General features: G+C 49.0%; 24 protein-coding genes and 1 pseudogene. 10 read left to right on the top strand and 15 right to left on the bottom strand.

Going from position 1 to position 22762, the window contains the following annotated elements:
* The first annotated feature begins 153 nt into the window (after positions 1-153).
* Entirely contained in the window at positions 154-1017 is an 864-nt protein-coding gene (locus DFQ01_RS07425) for a hypothetical protein (protein WP_110043236.1), read from the top strand.
* Positions 1018-1171: 154 nt separating this feature from the next.
* On the opposite strand, the gene DFQ01_RS07420 is transcribed toward DFQ01_RS07425, so the two are convergent.
* Together DFQ01_RS07420 and DFQ01_RS07415 are read right to left on the bottom strand one after the other, a co-directional pair.
* Positions 1172-1930 carry an SDR family oxidoreductase gene (locus DFQ01_RS07420; RefSeq protein ID WP_110043235.1) on the bottom strand — a complete coding sequence of 253 codons (759 nt, stop codon included), beginning with the start codon at positions 1928-1930 and terminating at the stop codon, positions 1172-1174.
* Positions 1927-2301: a MerR family transcriptional regulator gene (locus DFQ01_RS07415; protein WP_110043234.1), complete on the bottom strand. Its 375-nt coding sequence runs from the start codon at positions 2299-2301 to the stop codon at positions 1927-1929. Before DFQ01_RS07415 ends, DFQ01_RS07420 begins: the two co-directional genes overlap by 4 nt.
* A gap of 231 nt (positions 2302-2532) precedes the next feature.
* Here DFQ01_RS07415 and DFQ01_RS07410 point away from each other — a divergent pair, with 231 nt between their 5' ends.
* The 4 genes from DFQ01_RS07410 to DFQ01_RS07395 all read left to right on the top strand — a co-directional run bounded on the left by DFQ01_RS07410 (position 2533) and on the right by DFQ01_RS07395 (position 6290).
* On the top strand, positions 2533-3285 hold the full coding sequence (locus DFQ01_RS07410; protein WP_110043233.1) for a metallophosphoesterase family protein: 753 nt from the start codon (positions 2533-2535) through the stop codon (positions 3283-3285).
* A 7-nt stretch (positions 3286-3292) separates the two neighbouring features.
* Positions 3293-3997 carry a Dph6-related ATP pyrophosphatase gene (locus DFQ01_RS07405; RefSeq protein ID WP_245946565.1) on the top strand — a complete coding sequence of 235 codons (705 nt, stop codon included), beginning with the start codon at positions 3293-3295 and terminating at the stop codon, positions 3995-3997.
* Positions 3998-4294: 297 nt separating this feature from the next.
* Positions 4295-4741, top strand: coding sequence for a DUF4395 domain-containing protein (locus DFQ01_RS07400; protein WP_110043231.1), 447 nt, complete (start codon positions 4295-4297; stop codon positions 4739-4741).
* Between the two features lie 124 nt (positions 4742-4865).
* Complete coding sequence (locus tag DFQ01_RS07395; protein ID WP_110043230.1) at positions 4866-6290, top strand: hypothetical protein; 1425 nt, start codon at positions 4866-4868, stop codon at positions 6288-6290.
* A gap of 487 nt (positions 6291-6777) precedes the next feature.
* On the opposite strand, the gene DFQ01_RS07390 is transcribed toward DFQ01_RS07395, so the two are convergent.
* Positions 6778-7686 carry a LysR family transcriptional regulator gene (locus DFQ01_RS07390; RefSeq protein WP_110043229.1) on the bottom strand — a complete coding sequence of 303 codons (909 nt, stop codon included), beginning with the start codon at positions 7684-7686 and terminating at the stop codon, positions 6778-6780.
* 143 nt (positions 7687-7829) lie between these two features.
* On the opposite strand from DFQ01_RS07390, the gene DFQ01_RS07385 reads away from it, so the two are divergent.
* On the top strand, positions 7830-8849 hold the full coding sequence (locus DFQ01_RS07385) for an alpha/beta fold hydrolase (protein ID WP_110043228.1): 1020 nt from the start codon (positions 7830-7832) through the stop codon (positions 8847-8849).
* A 177-nt stretch (positions 8850-9026) separates the two neighbouring features.
* A pseudogene (locus DFQ01_RS31525) lies at positions 9027-9233 on the top strand (hypothetical protein); the annotation flags it as partial.
* A 57-nt stretch (positions 9234-9290) separates the two neighbouring features.
* On the opposite strand, the gene DFQ01_RS07375 reads toward DFQ01_RS31525, so the two are convergent.
* The 6 genes from DFQ01_RS07375 to DFQ01_RS07350 all read right to left on the bottom strand — a co-directional run bounded on the left by DFQ01_RS07375 (position 9291) and on the right by DFQ01_RS07350 (position 14409).
* Complete coding sequence (locus DFQ01_RS07375) at positions 9291-10001, bottom strand: hypothetical protein (protein WP_146216840.1); 711 nt, start codon at positions 9999-10001, stop codon at positions 9291-9293.
* Between the two features lie 37 nt (positions 10002-10038).
* Entirely contained in the window at positions 10039-10533 is a 495-nt protein-coding gene (locus tag DFQ01_RS07370; RefSeq protein WP_110043226.1) for a peptide ABC transporter substrate-binding protein, read from the bottom strand.
* A gap of 73 nt (positions 10534-10606) precedes the next feature.
* Positions 10607-11500 carry a hypothetical protein gene (locus tag DFQ01_RS07365; protein WP_110043225.1) on the bottom strand — a complete coding sequence of 298 codons (894 nt, stop codon included), beginning with the start codon at positions 11498-11500 and terminating at the stop codon, positions 10607-10609.
* A gap of 147 nt (positions 11501-11647) precedes the next feature.
* Complete coding sequence (locus DFQ01_RS07360; protein ID WP_110043224.1) at positions 11648-12445, bottom strand: undecaprenyl-diphosphate phosphatase; 798 nt, start codon at positions 12443-12445, stop codon at positions 11648-11650.
* Between the two features lie 178 nt (positions 12446-12623).
* Positions 12624-13748, bottom strand: a complete 1125-nt coding sequence (locus tag DFQ01_RS07355) for a nitric oxide synthase oxygenase (protein WP_110043223.1) — start codon at positions 13746-13748, stop codon at positions 12624-12626.
* Between the two features lie 43 nt (positions 13749-13791).
* Positions 13792-14409 carry an NUDIX domain-containing protein gene (locus DFQ01_RS07350; RefSeq protein ID WP_110043222.1) on the bottom strand — a complete coding sequence of 206 codons (618 nt, stop codon included), beginning with the start codon at positions 14407-14409 and terminating at the stop codon, positions 13792-13794.
* A gap of 192 nt (positions 14410-14601) precedes the next feature.
* Here DFQ01_RS07350 and DFQ01_RS32105 point away from each other — a divergent pair, with 192 nt between their 5' ends.
* The 3 genes from DFQ01_RS32105 to DFQ01_RS31855 all read left to right on the top strand — a co-directional run bounded on the left by DFQ01_RS32105 (position 14602) and on the right by DFQ01_RS31855 (position 15517).
* On the top strand, positions 14602-14718 hold the full coding sequence (locus DFQ01_RS32105; protein ID WP_425452371.1) for a multicopper oxidase domain-containing protein: 117 nt from the start codon (positions 14602-14604) through the stop codon (positions 14716-14718).
* An 83-nt stretch (positions 14719-14801) separates the two neighbouring features.
* On the top strand, positions 14802-15176 hold the full coding sequence (locus tag DFQ01_RS07340) for a VOC family protein (protein WP_110043221.1): 375 nt from the start codon (positions 14802-14804) through the stop codon (positions 15174-15176).
* A 59-nt stretch (positions 15177-15235) separates the two neighbouring features.
* Positions 15236-15517, top strand: coding sequence for an NUDIX domain-containing protein (locus DFQ01_RS31855; protein ID WP_110043220.1), 282 nt, complete (start codon positions 15236-15238; stop codon positions 15515-15517).
* Between the two features lie 125 nt (positions 15518-15642).
* Here DFQ01_RS31855 and DFQ01_RS07330 read toward each other — a convergent pair whose 3' ends face one another.
* The 6 genes from DFQ01_RS07330 to DFQ01_RS07305 all read right to left on the bottom strand — a co-directional run bounded on the left by DFQ01_RS07330 (position 15643) and on the right by DFQ01_RS07305 (position 22755).
* Positions 15643-17034, bottom strand: coding sequence for an MATE family efflux transporter (locus tag DFQ01_RS07330; RefSeq protein ID WP_110043219.1), 1392 nt, complete (start codon positions 17032-17034; stop codon positions 15643-15645).
* A gap of 210 nt (positions 17035-17244) precedes the next feature.
* On the bottom strand, positions 17245-17901 hold the full coding sequence (locus tag DFQ01_RS07325; protein WP_110043218.1) for a P-loop NTPase family protein: 657 nt from the start codon (positions 17899-17901) through the stop codon (positions 17245-17247).
* 367 nt (positions 17902-18268) lie between these two features.
* The gene (locus tag DFQ01_RS07320; protein ID WP_174812711.1) at positions 18269-19552 is read right to left on the bottom strand and encodes a DegT/DnrJ/EryC1/StrS family aminotransferase; all 1284 of its coding nucleotides are present in this window, start codon (positions 19550-19552) and stop codon (positions 18269-18271) included.
* Positions 19536-20672 carry a 2-deoxy-scyllo-inosose synthase gene (locus DFQ01_RS07315; protein WP_110043216.1) on the bottom strand — a complete coding sequence of 379 codons (1137 nt, stop codon included), beginning with the start codon at positions 20670-20672 and terminating at the stop codon, positions 19536-19538. Before DFQ01_RS07315 ends, DFQ01_RS07320 begins: the two co-directional genes overlap by 17 nt.
* 101 nt (positions 20673-20773) lie before the next feature.
* Entirely contained in the window at positions 20774-21739 is a 966-nt protein-coding gene (locus DFQ01_RS07310) for a hypothetical protein (protein WP_110043215.1), read from the bottom strand.
* The gene (locus tag DFQ01_RS07305) at positions 21736-22755 is read right to left on the bottom strand and encodes a hypothetical protein (RefSeq protein WP_110043214.1); all 1020 of its coding nucleotides are present in this window, start codon (positions 22753-22755) and stop codon (positions 21736-21738) included. Before DFQ01_RS07305 ends, DFQ01_RS07310 begins: the two co-directional genes overlap by 4 nt.
* Between the last annotated feature and the right edge of the window lie 7 nt (positions 22756-22762).

Raw genomic sequence — 22762 nt, 5'->3', positions numbered from 1 at the left:
TGCCACGACAGTTAGCTTTCCCCCTCCCGCGTTTACGAAGCTTCCGTTCAAGTAGCCATGCCTAAAAGCGAGTATTCATACGCATACTTTGGTAATAAAGCTCCAATACTTCTCTTATAGAAATCGAACTAACCGAGAGAAGGAATATTCGAGTTGCAAAAGATAAATCAGCTAATTGAATTTATGATCAAAGCGAATGCTGTTTGGTTTATTGGATTGGCTGTATTGAGCATTATGATTATCTTCTATACCCTTTGGAAAAAAAAGGACTTAAAGCTATTGGTGTTATTTTTGGGCTTAGATGCCTTGGGCGCTTTTTTTGAGAATGTGGTCTATCTTGGGCTTAATGCCTACGAGTATTACCCTCAGTTATTGAAAAATCCCTATTATGATATGACGCTGGGCGCCTTTATTTCCCAATACTTTTTCGTTCCAGCTATCTCTTTATATTATGTTGCTTTTCGGCTTACATCTCGATGGAGTTTTATTTTTGCGGCAATCATTGCCGCAATTGAATTGTTGTTTCTTAGACTGGATATATATAAGAATAATTGGTGGGATACAAGCTATACCTTCGTCGGCTTGCTGCTCTTTTTCTGGATTTCAAAAAAATGGTACAACTTTATCATTCAAGCATCCTCTCGTTTTATTCGTTTCATTACAGTGGTTTGTATTGCCTATAGTATGAATGGAGACCTTATTGTTATCCCTGTATTTTCCGACCATTATCATTTTGATGTTGATTGGTTTAATGATCCTACCAGAAGCTCCCTAGCGGTTATTGTACTATATCAGACAATACGAGCATGTTTAATTGCAATTGTTTGTTTCTATAGGTTCAACTGGACACTCCAAGCTTTGGCTCCGATTCTTCTGCTGGCAAGTTATCTATTTTTTATTCATCTGCATATCTTTACATTTAAGTTCGTTTGGGATCTATATTATTTATCAGTGGCGGACATTGTTGTGTTGATTTGTTGTAATTATTTGAATAAGGAGCTCTCAAAAGATAAGTAACGGCAAGTTTTTCGGAGATACCCGAGTTGTTTGCTGCAGCAAGCAGCCCCCTCCGCTTATTGGTGGAAGGGGCCGTTTTAATTAACGTTCAACATAGACAGTCCGATGAATCGCATGATAAATAATGGTAAAGCGGAGCATCCGTATTGGATCGTTAGATCAAATGTTTCGTTGACTGATACATTTTTTCGGTATACCCGTCGATATCGTCTCGAGACATGTGCAAGCGGGCTACAGAAGTACCATATCCGATTTCTTTGCTGTCCCAAGCCAACTCGTTGAAAATGGCATCCGCGAAAGCATCCAACGGTTCTCCTTGCGTATGCAATCCCGCCCCACCTAAATCCGTTGCTACCGCTGGGGGAGCAACTTCAACAACTTCGACTGACGTTTCGGATAGCTGGTGTCTTAAGCTTACGGTAAACGAATGAAGCGCCGCCTTGGTCGCCGAATACATGGGAGCAATCGCAAACGGTGTAAAGGCCAGTCCGGATGTGACGTTAATGATTGCCGCCGAATCCTTGGCAGCAAAATAAGGAGCGAACAGCATCGTCAAATGGAATGGTGCTTCAAGATTGGTCGAGATTTCTTTGCTGAAGTAGCCCCAATTGTCTCTGGCATCCGATTGGAGCACATTAAAACGCTGCTGGATGCCGGCATTATTGACCAGCACGTTCACTTCCGGATAGTTCGCCGTTACCCAGTCAAATAGTGCTAGACGATCAGATACCTCTTCCAAATTACATACGCGAGTGATCAGACCGGGAACTTTGTCTTTCGCATCTTGAAGGACATTTTCACGCCTACCGCATACAATCACGGTATTGCCGTTGTTAACAAATCGTTCGGCCAAAGCTAGACCTATTCCAGTGCCTCCGCCTGTAATCAATAGCGTATTTCCCGAAAGCTTCATGGTCGTTCCTCCCCAATCTGTTTGATATAACGTTCAATTTTTTCATCGATTGCCGGCAAATATTCGGTCAATGTTGCAATCTCATCCAGTATTCTTTGTTTGTGTTCCTTCATCATGGCAAGCCGACGTTTAAGGGTTGCATCTCCCTCTACAATCATTTCCATATACTGCTTAATGCTTTTTATAGGCATATGCGTGTTTTTGAAGCAAACGACAGCTTGAAGAAGCGCTACTTGACGTTCTGAAAATAAGCGTCTGCCTGCATCATCACGCTCGATTAGCGGCAGCAGCCCTTGTTTTTCATAATAACGTAATGCTGATTCTGGAATATTGAATTGGGCTGACACTTCGCCGATGGAATTATACTTCATTTGGAGGCCTCCGAATTGTGCATTTCAATGTCGACATGAATAGGATACGACTTAAACCATGGTTTAAGTCAAGAAGGTTTCATTCAAAACTTTTCGTTGCAGGGCCGAAACTGAACATCTGATGGATGGTGGACAACCGGATTGCATCCGTTTGTAACTGACAGTCGGGTGTACACATCGTTTTTATGGTATAGTTTCTCATACCACAATGGCAAAAGGAGAGTTAGTGAGATGAAATTTGGCGTCATCACCGACATTCATGGCAATGCCGCTGCTCTACAGGCTGTCCTTCATGAGCTTGACAGCAATTCTGGAATCTCACACATCTTCTGTCTCGGTGATATGATTGGAATCGGACCAGATACAAACGAGGTACTATCAATTCTTTTTGCAAGAGACGATATTTCCATGCTAACTGGCAATCATGACGAGGCCGTGCTCGCACTTCGAAGAGGCGATCCGTACCCACTGAGTCACGCGCATGTAAGAGAGCATCACCAGTGGATAGCCGAGAGACTTGATGAGCGGTACATAAATAAGCTAGCTAAGCTCCCGAGAGTGATCCATAGAACGATTGATGGTTTGTCGGTCTTGTTCATCCACTATCATATAGAACATGACAAATTGGACAGGCCTATCAGTGAAGATCCGTTTAGTCCAATCTTGCAGCCAAGTCTTGACCAGCTCTCCTCCTTATTCATCGATTACGCGGCAGATCTGGTTTGTTTCGGACACCACCATCCGATTCATCATTTCAAGAGCGATACGACTATCTATTTAAATCCCGGTTCACTCGGATGCAGCACTGCACCAACTGCGCCCTATGCTATCTTGACGATTGAGCGTGGACAAATCGAGGTGGAGTGTCGACATGCTGTCTACGACAACAGTCATTTCCTTGCCTCTTATGAACTGCTCCAAGTTCCCGATCGCCAATTCATTATGCAAGCGTTTCATGGGAATCAATCTCACACCAAACAATAAGGAGTTTATGATGATTTCTACTAGCACCACTTGGAAAAATGGCGCTCACGGGCGCAAGTTTATCGCTTCGTTCAGCGGTGGCAAAGACAGTACACTCGCGCTTTATCTATCGATGCAGGTCGGAGAAGCCATTGGACTTATCGTCATGCTCGAAGAGGAAGGCCAACGCTCCCGCTCCCACGGCATGCCGCCTGCGCTTATTCGCGCACAAGCCGAGTCGATTGGCTTGCCAGTCTATATGGCCGCCGCAAGCTGGGAAGCCTACGAAGAGAAGTTCATCGGCCTGCTTACCGAAGCGAAGCGGCTTGGAGCAGAAGTACTCGTGAATGGAGATTTGGACATGCCCGAGCATGGCTGCTGGCATGACAAAGTAACCCAACAGGTCGGCCTCTCTCTTGGCATGCCCCTCTGGGAAATGAATCACCGCGAAGCGGTCGAGACGTTCATCAACCTTGGGTTCGAGACGTTGATCGTAACTGTAAATCTATCCCTTGGCATGCGTGAAGATGATCTTGGACGAACACTCACTCTGGATTACATCAATGAGCTCGAAGCCCGCGGCATCGACCCATGCGGCGAAGGCGGCGAGTTCCATACAACCGTCATTAACGGCCCCCTCTTCAAACACCCAATCGCAGTCCGCAAAGGCGAGGTCATAAGACACAATGAATATGCGTTTCTTCCATTAGAACTGGCAACAAACGAAGAGTAGTCTATCAGAGCCCTTACATATCGGTTTACGAATGACGATACTTCTATCGCAGTAACACGCTCGACCCCAAGCACGCAGCTCGTTCCAACCACCTCTGTCCCACTCTCGCCCCCTTTCCGGGGTCAGGGGGTGGAACCCTCCGCCCCCTTCCTAGCAGAGAGGGTTTGGGTGGGTAGAAATCCTTGGTGGGTAGAAAAATCGTTTTAAAAGGTTTTGCACAAAACCCACCCGATTAATCGGATTTAGTGTATAATGGGATCATCTTCTCATTCTTCTATCCTTAATGGAGGATTGCCCATGACCACTCGACCGATTTCATCCGATTTTGACTGCGTAGATGAAGTACCGCTTCACCGTGTACGCGGCAACCAGCTTGGTATTCTTATCAGCGTTATCGTTGCAGTTGTCACTCAGCAGTTGTGGATTCTCGTCCTTCCACTGGTCGTTCTACTTATTAGCCGCACTTATGGCGTCAAATATAACCTGTTTGTCCGTTTGTTCTCCCCAGTGTTTCCTAGAAGCACAAAGACAGAAAGCCGCGAGCTGCTTCGATTCAATCAGCTGTTGGCGATTCTGTTCCTGCTCGTCGCGCTTATCGCATTTGCGCTTAGCATCCCGATCATTGGCTACATTAGCCTCGCCTTTCTATCTGCAGCTGTCGTGTTGGCACTATCGGGTTTCTGCCTCGGCTGCTTTATGTATTTTCAATGGAAGCAATACCGCGCACGAAGAAGATTATCTTAAATTTGGTTACAACGATGAAGCACATCGTCCAAATACGGACGATGTGCTTTTGTTATAGATGGACACACGCCCATGCCTACCCATGCATACGATACAGTACCGTACACACGGGAGGGCGAATCTTATGGCTGTTGAACTAACAGCGCTTCACTGGGTCTATTTGGCGTTCATCGTCGGTATCATCGGCTTCATGCTCATGCGCCGCGATACGTCCATCGTCTGCATAGCAGGCGTGTTTGTCATCGGTCTTCTTGCGACCGAAAGTTTAAGCGATTCCATAAGCGGTATTTTTAACAGCTTCATCTATGCGATAAAAGAGCTCATCGGCACCATTCTCATCATATCCGTCATCGTGTCGATGAGCCGAGTCTTAATTGCGGCGGGCATTAACGATGTCATGATTGCCCCGCTCACCCGCTTCCTCCGCTCGCCAGCGCTTGCCTATTGGGGAATCGGGATCATTATGATGGTGACCTCCTGGTTCTTCTGGCCATCACCAGGCGTTGCGCTCATCGGGGCAGTGCTGCTGCCGGTTGCCGTGCGTGTCGGCCTCCCGGCTCTTGGCGCCGCCATGGCAATGAACCTGTTCGGTCATGGCATTGCCCTATCCGGCGACTATATTATTCAAGGTGCGCCCAAGCTCACTGCCGATGCTGCCGGCCTTCCCATCACCGATGTCATGCAAGCAAGCGTTCCACTCGTCATTGTGATGGGCCTTGTCACCACAATTGCTGCCTTCTGGTTCATGCGCCGCGATATGCGCCTTGGCAAGTGGAGAGACGGAATCGTTGCAACAGCCGAACAGGCTAGTGATGATTCGACTGTTCCAGGAACGGGAAGCGGTACGGGGGCAACGATCCAACTATCGCTCGGCTTACGCCGGATGTTCGCTGTTCTGATCCCGCTCCTTTTCGCAGGCGATGTCGTCGCCATGTTCATGTTCGATTTGCAAGGTGGAGACGCAACAGCACTGATTGGCGGAACTGCGATTCTAATCCTTCTGCTCGTCTCGCTGTTTGCACATCGTAATGCAGGACTCGAAAAAACTACGAGCTACCTTATTGATGGTTTCATCTTTGGCTTCAAAGTATTTGGTCCCGTCATTCCAATCGCAGCATTCTTCTATCTCGGCGACTCCGGCTTTACCGCTATCTTCGGCGACGCACTGCCGCAGGGCTCGCAAGGTATCGTCAACGATCTCGGCTTAGCACTCGCTCATCAAGCACCGATGAACAGCGCCGTCGCTTCCGCAACGCTGACAACGGTCGGCGCGATTACCGGTCTTGACGGCTCCGGCTTCTCAGGCATCTCGCTTGCAGGCTCCGTCGCTCACTTGTTCGCCGTTGCGCTCGGCCATGGAGCGGCGACGCTCACATCGCTAGGCCAGATCGCTGCGATCTGGGTCGGCGGAGGTACATTGGTGCCTTGGGCACTAATCCCAGCAGCCGCTATCTGCGGCGTCAGTCCGTTCGAACTTGCGCGCCGCAACTTGAAGCCCGTGCTCATCGGGTTAGTCGTCACCACCATCGTCGCCATGTTCCTGGTATAATCCGCAACACCTAGCGCACACAAGAAAAAACGGGTAGAACGGCAATGTCGCCGTCCTACCCGTTTTTCGATTGCCGTCAATCGTACACACTGCTAATAGAATCGCTTAAACTTTCCGTCTCAATGAGACCCCTCACAACCATACAGACGATAGACAAGTCGTGGCACATCAACATTAACAGAACAAAAATTTTCAATTTCTTACCGACGTCAATCCTATTGTTGAATCTATCTTACGGGTTGCAGTTTATTTCTTAATAACAGGATAGGATATGTCCGAAACTTTTATCCGATTGTTACTCCACTAGTTATCCTGCAATAAAAAAAGCGCAGCCAAAGACGGGAGATTAAAGTTTTGCTGCTGTCTTATTGAACTGACGCACCTTATATCCCTGCTGGGAAAGCAGAGTTGCACCACAGAGGAAGAGAATAGTTCTTGTTTATCCAGGTTCGAACGGTGCCAACTTAAAAGATATTATATACATATACTAAACGGTTTTATTTTCATTTTGAAAGGTAAGTACTTCCCTTGCTGCTTCTATAAAAGATAACACGATTGGTGAAAGCCACTTGTCCTTATGCCACAACATCTGTGTATACACGTGCAAGTCAGGAATTTGCCATGAAAGGGGAACTAGTTCCCCGCGTTCAACTTCGGCTACCGTTACGATTTCTGGAAGAAAGGCAATACCGATTCCTGAAATTGCACATTGTTTAATGGCCTCAGCACTTTGAAATTCTAAATAAGTAATGCTATCAATGCCCTCTTTCTCAAATGACCGATCAAACATGGTTCGATAGGGACAACCTTTCTCATTTGTTAGGAAAACTTGCCCGTGAAAATCCTCCAGCTTTAGCACAGTTCGTATTGCGAGCGGGTGATCTGGAGCAGCGAACAAGCGAAAAGTTTCTTCAAGCAACGGTTCCACGGTGAGTCCGGTCGAGCGAATGGGTTCGTCCAACATATAAACGATATCTGCGGCTCCTTCAAAGAGTGTCTGCTTGAGCTCTTGATTTGGAACGGATCGAAAAATCAGACGTACTCCCGGATGCTGCGAACGAAACTGTTGAAAGACAGCTGGAAGCCGATAGGCGCAAATAACCTCATTGGCACTTATTGTTATGGTGCCGCTTAAATTTTCATTGTCGTGAACGACGCTATGAGCCTCGTCCAATTTATCAAGAACGCCTTGGATATGAGTTAAAAAGCGCTTACCCGCAGTAGTGAGAACGAGTTGCTTGCCCAAGCGATCAAAGAGGCGGACACCAAGCTCATCCTCCAATGCTTTAACTTGCATCGTGACGTTGGAAGGGACGTAGTTCAGCACTTCAGCAGCCCTTGTGAAATTTAATGTTGATGCAACCGTGCGGAACGTATTTAGTTGGCGCAACTCCAATATACGATCCCCCTTAACTTTCAATATTATTGAACGCTACTATGAATTACATTCACTTTTATTGAGAATATCACGGATCTATACTAACAACAAGAAATACAATTTATATCTAAGCTTTCATTTGGAGAGGAGCAAACAACACGATGGAGTATGAAATTTTTGATTTGGGCGACGTATCTTTGCAAACAGGAGTGACGTTACCGAACGCTTTTCTTGCTTATAAGACTTATGGAAAATTAAATGAAAAGAAAGATAATGTCATTGTCTATCCAACTGCATTTGGCGACCAGCATGTTCAAAATGAGTGGTTAATTGGGAGTGGGATGGCACTTGATCCTGAGAAATATTTCATTATCGTTCCAAATTTGCTTGGAAACGGATTATCTTCATCCCCTAGTAACACGCCTCCGCCATTCGACCGTGCTAACTTTCCGCAGGTGACCATCTATGATAATGTTAAGCTCCAGCATCGGCTGATTACCGAAAAGTTCGGCATTCAAAAGATTGCACTCGTAGTTGGATGGTCCATGGGAGGGATTCAGGCATTCCAATGGGGTGCAAGTTATCCAGAGATGGTGGAACGAATTGCACCTTTCGCAGGAATTGCCAAGCCGTGGCCCCATACATTTGTTGTCTTGAACGGTATGAAAGCTGCTCTGCTATCTGCAGTTGGTTTCGATTCAAGTAAACTAAACCAGCTGACTTTTGCAGACATGCGCGCCGTTGGCCGGGTCTATGCGGGATGGGGATTATCGCATGCGTTTTATAGACAGGAGCTTTATCGTGAGATGGGATTTGACTCCTTGGAAAATTTCGTAACTAGCGTCTGGGAAGATAGCTTTATGAAGATGGATCCGCATAATGTCCTAGCCATGTTATGGACAGGCCAACATGCAGATATTAGTGCAAACCCCTCCTATAATGGCGATTTCGATAAGGCACTTAAGAGTATTAAAGCTCTTGCCTGCATCATGCCTGGAAGCACAGATCTTTTCTGCACAGCGGATGATAATGAATACGAAGCTAAGCTTATACCTAATGCTATCTTTAAACCAATCCCGTCGATCTGGGGCCATTTTGCCGGTCGCGGAATCAACAGTGCCGATAATCAATTTATCGATGATAACCTAAAACATTTGTTAGCACGTAGCACAAACAGATAGATCGTTACTTGCGTTGCATCCCAGTTCTTTCTCTCATGCATTCATTACCTAACCGTTCGTATCTTCAACAAAGACCTGCAAGTAATTTAATAGCGCAACCACGCTATCCTGTCCGTTAGCTTAATAACAGAAGGAGCAGTTCAAAGGTTTCTGCTCCTTCTGTCGTTGAACTAATGTTCCTCGCTTGGCCATGGAGCGGCGACGCTCACATCACTAGGCCAGATCGCTGCGATTTGGGTTGGCCGAGGTACTTTGGTGCCTTGCGCACTCATCCCAGCAGCCGCTATCTGCGGCGTCAGTCCGTTCGAACTTGCGCGCCGCAACTTGAAGCCCGTACTCATCGGGTTAGTCGTCACTACGATCATCGTCATGTTCCTCGTATAATCGCATAACTTAGCTCACACAAAAAAAACGGTAGAACGGCACTCACGCCGCTCTACCCTATTTTCGATTACTGCCAATCTTAAACCCCACTAATGCAGACAGCATCGCTACAAACGCAAATCCAAGGAAAATATAGCCCTGTGGCGTTCCTTTCTCGCTCTCGTTATCCTCATGCATCGCTGCAACAGCGCCGACTTCATGAACGAAATCGACCGGACGGATGTTCTGATGAACACCAGCAACTTGCCGTCCTTGATCATAAATGGGTTCATCCGAATCGACACGACCTGATGTGTCCCCGCCATTATCTTGTGGATCATAAGACCGGACAATATCGTCCAGCTGCTGAGCGCTCGAATCGTTCAACGGCTGTGTTCCCGTACACATTCCGGTTCGAATGACGCCGTCCTCTTCATTGGCGAATACGAGATAGGATTGACCCAAAGAAAACTCATACCCACAGCTAGCGCTGTCACGGACGGTCCGAACGACCGTCTCCTTCTTGATCGAACCTTTCCAGACCTTCGCAACTTCAAACGTTACAAAAACTGGATCGGCTGAGCTCACGACATCACCTCTACTCACCGTATCCATACTCGTCACTTCACCAGCGAATACAGCTGATTTGGCATCGAGTTCGCTAGACAAATCCGGATATGCTGCACAGGAGCAGGCATATACCCGTTCCGCTCCAACGAGTGGGAACACAAGAGTTACAATAAACATGGCAGTCAGCATCAGTACAATACTTATGGCTCTCTTCTTCACTGGAACGCATCGTCCTTTCTATCTGCGTCTAAACGGGTTAACTAACCCAGGTTCTTTCGGCACGCGTCAATTTCCATTTGCCCTGCGTATATTCCACAACGACTTTCATTCCTATCGCACCGTCACCAGCACGATATTTGGAGCTTTCGACCGTAAATCGCTTCGCTGTCATCTCCGTTTTCTCCACACGTAACAGCACACCATCCAGCACCTGCGTCTGCTCGTTGCGCCGCCCCTGTTCAATTAGCTGTTCATAGGTTGCTTCCATTGCTTCAATCTTATATTTTTCTGCAAAATACTTAATCATTTGCGCCTTATCCCCCGCATCGAGGCCTACTAACATGCTCATGTCGATGGCGATATATTTCATCCCGCTGTTCATACCTTCGTCTTCTGGCATCATCGCGTCTAATGCCAAGCTGTACAGCTCTCCGCGATCCGCTGCCCTCGTGTTAGCATTCGAAGCGTTCGAACATGCCGCGGCAGCTAACAGCATACAAACAACGAGCACACCGGCAAGCAGCCTTCTCATTCCCCCTGCCCCTCTCTCTTCCAGTTATTCAACCAAACGACATTAGCTGCGGAAAGGTTGCAGGGCATCCGCTTTACCTCACATCCATTCGAGTCAGCCGTTCCGGACTGTACGAATAGCTAGTTGATAGCGGCTCGGAACTCTCTTCACCTGAATCAATAGAAAACGCAATCTGATGATCCTCTACCGTTGCGGCTGCTCTATATTGACCTGGCAGCTCTAACAGTGAAGTTACTGTTGCGCTTATCTCCAACCCTGGTCCATTCCATCTCCCGATCGATACGTCCGGAGGATTCATATGCAGACCCTGAAATTGAAAAACAAGCTCCTCCGTACCATCCCCGTCTAGATCGTTTACACTTGGCAAGCCCCACTGATCGAAGCCATACCAACGATTTTGCACAGGATCGTATACATAGTAGGTCATCAAACCAGGTCCATTAACTCCACCATCTATAGCCCCATGAACGATCTTTGAAGCGGCTTTGTCCGCAGACCTATAGTCAAGAAGTATCAGTGTTCCTTCCCGTACAGGATCGTCAGACTCGAGACTCGTATTACCGCAGCCCATATATTTGTAATGCCCTTCCCTATAATCAAGCAGCACGATCCGCTCATAGCCCGCGCCGCATATAGAAGCCTCATCTTGCTCTTGGTAGACAGACAACGTAACCGTTTCCCCATTGATTTGACCAAAAGACTGCGTCTTCGTCAGCTTCCAACTATCCTTAACCTCCACCTGCTCCAGCGGCGAAAGTTCAATCGGTTGGTAGGATAAATTAAACTCCGGCTTCATCCATTCATCTAAGTTCTGCGTAGGAGCAGCATTGTCACGTGCTGTATCTATCGTCGTTGCAGTCTGATGTTCACTAGAACGATCTCCATTCGGCCGCACCTTTTCGTTGCTGCCGCAAGAGCTCAATACGATGGTCATCCCTATCGATAAAAGAATCGCTCTCGCACTCATCCATCTGTCCTCCCTCACGCACCCTATCTCCATAGACGGATGAACATGGAAAATGTTGCTTCCACCTCATCTAACCTACGCAATACAAAAAAAGCCGCGATCGGCATAAGCCGAACGCAGCTTTCAAGGAACTCGTCATTTCCTGAATTACACAACCAATAGGAACACAAGAATAGCAAGTACAAAACGGTAGTATGCGAACCAAGTGAGGCTCAGACGTTTAACCAGGTTCAAGAACGTTACGATAGCAATCATTGCAACAACAAACGATGTGAACAGACCTGCCAAGAACAGACCAGCGTCACTAGCTACCAACGCATCGTGGTTTTTCAACAGATCGACGCCGCTTGCGCCAAGCATAATGGGAACGGACATGAGGAAAGTAAACTCTGCCGCAGCAGCCTTACTTACACCGAAGAAGATACCGCCAGCCATCGTCGAGCCGGAACGCGAGAAGCCAGACCATAGGGATAAGATCTGGAAGCAGCCAATTCCGAACGCCTGCCGATACGTAATATCGTCCAATGTTTCCGAAGAAGGTTTTCGACGAACCTTCTCAGCCCCGATAAGCAATAAACCACCAGCTATTAAGCTGACAACGACCGTTTTGGGACCAAACAAATAATCTTTAATGAAATCATGCAGCAGCAAGCCGAGCACACTGGCAGGGAACATACCGATAATGATATGTAAAATGTTCAAACCCGGCGCCTTCAGATTGAAGGTAAGCAGCTTCAAGAATCGTTTCCAATAGAGCACCAGCACGGCAAGTACGGCGCCTAATTGTACGACAACCTCGAATGTTGTCGCCCGGTTGCCTTCTGGATCGCCTAAGAAATTAAGAATGTTGCCTGTTACGATCATATGGCCCGTTGAGGATACCGGCAGAAACTCCGTTAATCCTTCCACGATGCCCATTATGACCGCTTTTACGAGATCATCCATTAGAATCCTCCTACATCGATAATTGCATCATTAATAGTTATACAAGCATTGTACGTCTACGATATAGGTTTGTGAAGTGTCCTGCTTCGCATTGTACGCAGCTCAAGTGCCTATATCGTTTACCCGAATCCCAATCCAGTGAATCGGTCGGTATAACGAATAATGACAAGCATTGTTATCATTCGGTTGCATATGGCTTTGGCTGGTAGCCGAACTTAGGGTCCCGCTCCGTGTTGTCGAACCCGCGATGCCAAACGGCTGTCGTCGATGGCGACATAGGCGGGATGAGCCACGACCATCTGCCTGTAATCGTTCGTCCTGCCGCATGCTCCTGCTGTTCAAACCGTCCAAACTGCTCGGCTGCCGTATGATGATCCACGATGCTGACCCCTGCACGTTTGTACGAATGGAGCACCGCAGCATTCAATTCAACGAGTGCCCGATCCTTCCAGAGCGACGTGTTCGTTGTCATATCGAAGCCGAATCTCTCCGCAATGGGTCGCAGCATATTGTATCGATTCGCATCCGACAGGTTGCGCGCACCAATCTCCGTCCCCATGTACCAACCATTGAAAGGCGCTGCCGGATAACGGATACCGCCAATTTCTAACACCATCTCCGAGATAAAAGGCACCGCATACCACTGCAGCTCAAGCTCTGCGAATCGCGGCTCCGTCGGATGCGTGAGCGGCACTTGCAGCACCAGCTCCTCCGGAATCACATAATACGACGCCGTACCTTCCTCCGTACCGATCACGAGCGGCAGTACATCGAATGGCGTACCTTTCCCTCGCCAACCAAGCGATTCACACACACGCGTGAAAGGCACAGAGTGCGGGTCGCCAATAATCGTCCCGTCCGGCTGCTCATAACCCGCATATCGCACAAGCTGATGATTCCAGATGCGAAGATTGCGGCCCTTCTCCTGCTTAAACGCCTGCTCCTGTGCGAAGATGGTAATCGCCGGTCTAATGCGTCCATTATTCGTAGCAAAAGCCATATGCTCGTAAATCGCCTCTACCGCTTCATCCGCAGTCTCGACGTCACGCGCATCCAAGACGGATAAGGATTGCCAAAATAATCGGCCGATGCACCGATTACTGTTGCGCCAGGCAAGCCTCGCACCATGCGTTAGTTCATCTGTCGTATGACGGTAAGTCCCAGTCCGTGCAATTTGCTGCATGACTTCTGTGATCCGCCGTTCTGTATCAGCTTCGTCCCTAGCTAGTTCTCCATAACATTGACGGATGAAGGCCGCCGCTTGATCCATGAGCTGTTGTTGTTCAACGGTCAGTTCTGTCATCACTCTGCTGCGCCTCCATCTGTGCTAACCCTAGCATGCTTCATTAACCTAATACTTTCGTGACGATCTGCGACCAAGACTCCAGCTTCGAGTAGATTGGCTCTTCCCGCAGCTGTGCGACCGTTACCCATTGGCCTTCCAGCTGATCCGTTTCGCGAACGCTCACTTCACCTTCAGCGTCAATATCGAGAATGACGAGAAGACCGATGTGAACTTTGCCAACCTCGTTCTCATCATCATTAATGAAGCCCACCGTCGTGAACGTACGTGTCGCCGCTTTAATTTCCAGCTCTTCTTCCAGCTCACGAGACAGATTATCCTGCAGCACGGCTTGGAACGTTGGCAGCTCGGCATTATCATTCATATGACCGCCTGCACCGATCGAGAGCTTGTCGAACAGACGCGCTTCCCCACCACCGCTAAGTCGCCGGTACATGAAAATCTCGCTGCCTCTCCGAATGACACAGTATGGAATCGGCTGTTTGAATGCAGTGTTCTCCTCTGCATCTCCGCGGCGCATCGTGGAATAGTTGTCTGCAAGGTTAGCGGCTAGAACAGCAATCTTCGACTCCTCCTGCTCTACACCATGAAAATGAAGCGTCTCGCTCGCGAACAGCTTCTCTCTTGGTACCACTAATATAATCTCGTCCATTTTCCCCACAATATATGTCCACCTTTTATGCAAATATGTATTTCATTTCGAATGATACGACTTCATGCATTTTACCACTCGGCACGTTCACGTAACAAGCCTTGAAGTGAGGCTTCACCATTTCGATACATTCCCTGAGTCCTATGATGGCAGCTTCTCCTATGCGCTGACGATCAACGGCAAAGTATCCAGGATACGCCGATGCTCATGGTGCGTGAAGGCGACTTGGTTCGGACGGCGTTCGTTAATCACAGCTCAAGTCATCACCCGATGCATTTGCACGGTCATCATTTGCTTGTGCTCGTAATTACATTTTGATATAGCCTGTTGGGGAATTTTGGATTACAATAGGATTAAAAAATAAAACTATGTTTCATTAAATAAAACTACGAGGTGATTCTATGTCATTCACATTCGCTGGAATCGATCATGTGCAATTGGCCGCTCCAGAGGGCTGCGAAGCGGAAGCTCGCGTCTTCTTCACTGGCTTGTTAGGCTGGCAGGTGCTGCCGAAACCCGAACCACTCCAAGCTCGTGGCGGCGTTTGGTTCCAATGTGGTTCGCATCAGGTGCATATTGGCGTTCAGAAAGACTTTACGCCTGCAACCAAGGCCCACCCTGCGTTTCAAGTAAACAATATCGAAGCGCTGCGCGAACATGTCCTTCAACAAGGCGTTCAAGTCATCGACGACAACGCCAGATTGGATGAGAATATTAAGAGGTTCTATATGACCGATCCGTTCGGCAACCGATTGGAGTTTCTGGAGTTGTTATAATCAAATTCACATTACGACCAACCTTAGTCGTTCCTTATGACCATCCAGGAGGCCATCGTATGGCAGAGAAAGAAGCTCTTTTTCATCGTCACATAGGTGTTTATGGCATTTGTATGGAGAATAATCACCTTCTCGTTATTCGAAAAATGTGCGGTCCTTATAAGGGGCGATACGATCTGCCAGGTGGAAGGCTGGAAAACGCGGAATCCTTACATATTAGAGAGTTCCGCGAGGAAACGGGCAGTACCGTTCTTGCCTCTCCACTTGTATTGCAAGCGGTCGATTGGAGTCGGAGCGGTACACTGCCCGTGAGCCGACAATCGTTTGATTTTACAAAGTGACTTCTCTCCGCTAATGAGCTATAAAAGCGCTAGCGCACGTTACACCGCAAAGAAAGAGGCATCCCTTCGCAGGAATGTCTCTTTCGTCACTTATTGCACGACTACCGTAAATTCCGCTGAAGCGATTATCCTTGCGTCGGAACAGCCGTATCCGATGTCGAAACAGGCTTTACGAGCGCTTTGCTTTCCCACTTCCGGCTTCTCCAGCGGAGCAGCATCAGGACCCCGCGCAGCCATTCATCAATGGTGAACGCAATCCATACGCCGAGCAGCCCGATTCCGAAGTGAACCCCCAGCAAATACGACAGCGGTACGGAAACGCCCCACATGGACACCACACCCATCATAACAGGGAAGCGTGCATCGCCCGCGGCACGCAGCGAGTTGATGATGACGATGTTGAATGTCCGCCCCGGCTCAAGCACGACAGACAGCAAGAATATCGTTGCACCGACCGTAATGATATCAGGGTCATCGGTGAACATCCCGATAATCTGATGCCGGAACAGTGAGGCAATGCCAACGATGACGAATGTAACGAGGAAGCTAAATTTCACGCTCCGCATAAGCCGTTTATACGCTGCTTGCATATCGCCTGAACCAACCATTTGGCCAACGATAATCTCCGTTCCTGCCCCGATCGCAAGCGCAAGCGCCATGAAGTAGTTGGATACATTCATGACGTACACATGCGTATTGAGCGCCGTAACGCCGATCATATTGACGAAGCTAACGACCATCAGATACTGCGACTGCCACGATAGATGCTCACCGGCAGCCGGCAGACCAACACTCAAAATCGACTTCACATAAGAGCTGTTCCACGTCACATAATCCCGCTTCATTATTGGAGAAGGAATACGACGGTAAAGAATGACGAACAGTACAATGATGCCGAGCAGTCGACTAACTACGGTCGAGACCGCCGCCCCTGTTACACCCCATTCCGGGAAGCCGAAGTTACCGAAGATAAGCAAATAGTTGCCGGTCATATGAACAATGTTCACGCCCAGCGTCACGAACATAACACTCTTCGTATTGCCATTCGAGCGAATAACGGACGATACCGCATAGGATAATGCTTCAATCCAAATAAATCCGCCGATGATTTTGAGATACTTACTTGCGATATCAATCTGTTCGGGACTCAAATTCATCAACCGCATGAGCGGCTCGCCGAATGAGACGAGTGCGATGCTCACTAGAATACCGAATACCAGGTTAATCGTAATCGCGAGCGCCGAGATCTTGCTTGCTTCCTTCTCGCGTCCTGCACCGATGTACTGGGACACGACGACGCTGGTACCAACGCCAACGAAGCCGAACATAAGAATACAGAAGAAAATAATTTCATTCGCTAATCCTACCGCCCCGGTCGCTTTATCCGAGATGCGGCTGAGCATGAACACATCGACTGTACCTAACATCATCCGAAGCACCGAGTCGATAAAGATCGGCCAGGTGACGGCGAATAAACTTAATTTCTTCCAAGATGGAATGCGATCTAAAGTTGTCACGTTGTTTCCCTGCTCCTATTATGTCTAGTCTTTACACTTTACCTAGTGTAGTGGCTGTCGGCAGCGTCGTCTATAGCATAAGGGATGAAGATTCTGTCATATTATCCGATAAACCAATTGCCCATATTTATTAGCCAAACGGACATAATCGAAAAAGCCACCCCTTATCAGGATGGCTTGAATTCTACCATTATTAGTTAAAACAAAAACTCAACGTACGTTCGCCTCAACGAATTGGACGATGCGATTCGTATACTCGTCCCACGTATAGTCACGATTCTCGATAATGAGCTTCGGAATATCCCACTCGTCGACAACAGATCTCACGAAGGCTTGACTGGCTCCCCACAATGCTCCTGCTTCTCTGAAATCTTCATCCGTATGCAAGGAAACAGGTCCCCACTCATTGCCACGAACGCCGCAGATGAATCGCCATTGACCTTCAACATTCAGATGGTAGAAGTACACGAGCATCGGCGATAATGGCGCAAGGGTCTCCTGCAAGCTGTTTACAAAATCAATCAGCTTCTCGCGGTTCATCCCCATATGATGCGCGCAATTAATCGTATCTTGAAGCATCACGCTCTCGATGATCGTCACTTGTTGTTCGCTCTGAAGCCGCTCCTCCACGAAATCCCGGTAACGCTGCTGAAGCAGGCCAATATACAAATCTGCCTGCTCCTCTTCTTCAAGCGATTCAAACCGATAGCCATGAATGAAGAGCGGATGCTGCGGTTCCTGCTCCAGAATACATCTGCTTGGGATGTTCCACGCCGTTAGCTTCTCTCCAAGCATGCTTGCGCAAGTGGTCTTGCCTGAGCCCGGCATTCCATCGATAATGATTAATTGTTTGTTACGTTGTTCCATTGTTGATCTCCCCTTCATTCATTATAGAAACCTATTAACTACTTCTTAATGAGATGGAGGATGATCGATAAAGCCCACGAAATAGACGGAAATATCCCGCATTTCATGCAGCGTCACTCACAGCTAGTCCGAGGGCGTTACAGTCCCTTTGCATCGATTATTGGACGCAAAAAAGGCCTCCATCTCATTCATTGAGCTAGAACGGTAACCCAAATAAACCCCAACTTCATCGGGATTTTCAGGAAAATCGTTCTACTTCCTCAACTTCATGAAATGAATGCCTGGTGACATACGTAAGCCTCTCTTCTATTAAATAAATGATAGGTGATACTCCACTACGATATCCATATGTTGGATTCCTGTCAATCTATTTGTGCAAATCCCGTATCGCTGCCACGATGAGCGACAACTGATCACGCGCTGCCAGCAGCACCGAGTGATGGAACACAACGGCTTGCTCGTAGATTAACTCGCAGCCTGGAAGGTGGATATCCGCTGTTGCCAGCGCATCAGCGTACGCTTCGCCAATTGCTGCATGACGCCTAGGATGTGGCGTATACAACGGATTGCGATACAGCGGCTTATACACCGGATGAAGCAGGAAGTCCCCCATGCCAAGCAGCAACTGCAATCGATCGATAAGCTCTTCTGCTGTGCAGCCGAAACGTTCCGAGTCTATACGAATGACGTAGCCGTAATAGGTGCGGCTGTCGATCTGCTCGGGATGCTCCACCGTGAGCACGCCTGGGATTTGGGACAATTCACGATCCAGATAACGGGCGTTCGACTCGCGGAGCGCATTTTGTCCATCTAGTCGAGGCAGTTGATCCAGCAGCACTGCGGCTTGGAACTCGGAGAGACAGCGATTCGTGCCGAATCGGTAAAGGCCTTCGGTCAGCCCCATCGAGAACGGCAACGTCGGGGTATCCTCGATTCGCTTACGAGCATTCCACGCAGAAGCTTCCATTCGTCCCTTCAACACAGGATCATTCGTGACCGCAGCACCGCCCTCGCCACAGGTAAGCACCTTCCCCTGCTGCATAGAAAACACACCGATATCACCAAGCGTGCCAGCCTTCCTCCCCCGCCATACTGCCCCGTGACTATGGGCTGCATCCTCCACAATAACGAGCCCATGCTTGTCCGCCAGCTCCCGAAGCGCATCCATATCTGCCATGCAGCCATACATGTGGATGGCAATAATAGCGCGTGTCCGAGGTGTAATATGCGCTTCGACGGAATTGACGCTAATGCACAGTGTAGCGGGATCGATGTCCGCCATCACGGGTACTCCGTTGACGGATAAAACCGCAATTGCTGGCGCGACCCACATCAAGCCTGGAACAATCACCTCATCGCCGAAGCCGATATCGAGCGCCTCTAGAGCTGCAATAAGTGCAGACGTTCCGTGATCCATCGTGACGCAGTGTCGGGCACCGCAATAGTCTGCGAATTGCTCGGCGAACTGCTGCTCTTTCGCTTTGCCGTACTTCGCCGGATCATTCAGCGGACCACTAATCGCCCATCGTCCGCTGTCGAGCACCTCCTGCAGCGCTTCCAGCGTACGTTCATCCGCGATCGGCCATTGAGGCCATTGAGGCCATTGTGGCAATACGACTGTTGCTGCAGCTGCTTTATGTTCGGCTTCCATGCATGATTGCCCTCCTCTCCTGCACCGATCGAATCGCCTCGCTAATGAGCGAGTTGTCCACCATCGTAATCCACGCGTCATCCTCTCTGTGAATGGTTCCTAATCCGTTAAGCAATACCATCCCTGTACAGCCAGGACGACGTTCTCGATATCCACGCTTGTTATCGTTCTGCACATACTGCTCGATAATCGGAAGCCATTCAGGCTCCAGCTCGACCTGATACCCGATTCGTTCAAGCAGTTCATGATGCATCGCAGTCTCCTCTGCAGTCAGAAGTCCTAGCCGCTGTGAGATATAAGCGGCGCAGAGCATCCCGAATGAGATGCACTCCCCATGCGTGTACTTGCCCTTGCACGTCAACTCCAGCGCATGTCCGATCGTATGGCCATATTCCAGCACTAGTCCGTCCTTCTTCTCATACGGATCGTCCGCCATTACCTTCGTTTTCGCCTCGATGCAAAACGCAATAAACTGCTGCAGCTCGTCCAGTTCATACTGATTGTTAGGGCGAAGCTTCCTTCGATATTCGTTAATCCGTTCCGGGCATATCGCCAGTAAATTCTTAACGAGCTCACACATGCCCGATCGAAGATCCCGCTCTGCAAGCGACTGTAAGAATGGCAGCTCCACGCAGATCAGTTTCGGCGTGTAGAACATGCCGACAAGATTTTTGCCCTGCGTTAGATTGACCGCCTGCTTCAACGACAGCACCGAATCGGAGGCTGACATGAGTGTCGTAGGCACATGAATAAGCGGCAAGCCACGAAATAACAAGCCCGCCACCATCCCTGCCACATTACCGGAAACACCACCGCCCAGTGCGACGATGGCCGTTCTCCGGTCAGCGCCAAGATCGATCACCTGCTTGCACAGCTCGTGTACGGTGCTAAGATTTTTCCACTCTTCCCCTGGCTGGAATGTCAGTACGCGAACCGGAGCTAATCGGCCGAAAGCCGCCTCCGTCTCCTTCACGATGTGGTCCGGCGTATGCTCGTCTGTAATGATCATATATTGATGAATGTGCAGCTCCTGCACATAGTTGCCCGCTTCAGCCAGCACCCCGACGCCTGTCATGAACGGATAGCGATGATCGCCGAATTGTATGATCGTATGGAACATTGCTTTACCCCCTGATTGAATATCCGGCTCACCCGCAGACGGTTATGCCGATGGTCATGACAAATTCAGCTCACACCACCTATTCCTAATCGACTGTCCGATTAACTCGTCACGCCCCCGCTAATCGCGCCATGCCGAACCAGCCGCTCCTTGATCCTATTCAGCCCATCTCGTTCCCTGCCGATCAGCTCCCGATAGGCTGTTAACATGTCCGAATAGGCCTCGTGACTGCGACGGAACAGGTTCATCGGTACCGCATGCACGAACGTGTTCCAGCCCTCATCGAACGCATCGTCCGCGTCTCCGTATAGTCCCATTGTCGCAGCGGCTTGAATGAATTGCGTTCGGCTCTTGAGAATAAGCATCAGATGCCCCATCAGCCGATAGACCTCCGCATGGAATTGATCCGACTCCACCTTGGCAAGATGAGCCTGCAGCCGATCCAGCCACAGCTGTCCCGCCTCTAGATTCGCGTCTGCGTCATATGCAGTCACCGCGGCGAGCATCCCAACTTGATCATTCATCCCTTGCAGCACGGCGTGCGCATGCTCATCGCTGCGCACGATCAGCTCCATGAAAGGCGTGAAGGCCCCGGCATTCCTGTAGTTGAATGACGTATCCATCATGCTGCGAAGTCGCGCTTCATCCACCTCGTAAGCCTCCGCGTGATACATATCGAACATCAAGAAGCGATCCTCTTTCGTCACGCCAGTGATGAGCTGATAATTCCAGAAGTCATTATCGAATGGCGTCGGATCAAAATACGAATACCGAAGATTAATGGAAGCCGGAATGACTTCGCCTTGCCGTAATCGTTCTCGAGCCTGTTGAATAGCATCATCAAGCCCCTTTGTCTCTGGAAAACCAAGATCTGCGCCAATTCGTGCAAGGAACGGCTCAGCAATCTCCATCGGCGGCGGCGAAGACAGCCAATGATTCCAGTTGTACAGACGGAACAGCTGCGGTACTACGACCATTGTTTGGATCGGAAACTCTAGCCTGCAGTTGATTCGAAGCGCGTTGTAGATGCTCGCTAGTACACAGTTATAAGCTCCCGTTAGCTTCATGTGGTCCCCCCTCCTTGTACGATTGCGCTGTTCGTTCTCGAAAGCTCTTCTACAATCGCTGCAAGCGCATAGTGCTCCAATTCAATCATCCCTTCATAGTTGTCCACGAGTCGTCTGAACTCGTCTGCTGTTCTCCGAGACAACGTAATGCCAAGCACGCTGCGGTACTGCGTCCAGCCATTGCGCCATTGTTGCAGAGGTTCGAAATCGCCTAATCCTTCCCGGTCGAGATACTGCCATACGACCTCACGGCAGCGAATCATGATTTGAGCGAAGTTCATGTAACGGTAGATTGCGCCTTGATCAGGCTTCTCCATCGCATAGCGGTCAAGCTCCTTGAGACATGCATTCCAGACGTCTTGATTCAACGCGAGCGGATAGCGCTCAACAGCTGCGGCTAACCTGCCCCGCATATCTGTGTCCGCCTCCATCAAGGCTTTTGTACGTGTCGGATCGGGCAAATGGATTTCCATGAATGGCTTGAACCGTCCATCTTCCCGATAATTAAAAGACGTATCGATCGCATGGCGAAGCTGCACTTCGTCCATTCGGTAGTACTCATTCTCATATTGATCGAACATAAGATAATCGCCTGTACCACGAATCGGTTCGGGTACGATGCTGCGAACAAGGTCAGGACCGGTACGCGTGCGCGGACTCGCGACCATCCAATGAAAATGCCACAAATCGTTGTCGAAAGACAGCGGCTCCAACACGTCATAGCGCAAATTTATGCTGAACGACAAGCCGCCTCGCAGCGCCAAATGCTCATCGGCATAAGCAAGCGCTTCGTCTATGTCATCGAACGCCGGGAACGCAATGTCGGCTCCGATCCTCGCCATATAGCGCTCCGCAATATGCAGCGGATGTGCAATGGCTGCGATGCCTTCGACGCTGTGCAGGGCGAACAGCGACGGCTCGAAGCAAATAGCCTCAAGTGACGGCGTAAGCTTATGAACGCCCTCCAAGTAGTTGTACACAGACGCCAACACACAGTTATAGGTGCTGAACAGCAATCGGTTT

Source organism: Paenibacillus cellulosilyticus (assembly GCF_003182255.1).
GTDB classification, from domain to species: Bacteria; Bacillota; Bacilli; order Paenibacillales; family Paenibacillaceae; genus Paenibacillus_T; species Paenibacillus_T cellulosilyticus.
This window is presented reverse-complemented; position numbering and strand designations above follow the sequence as displayed.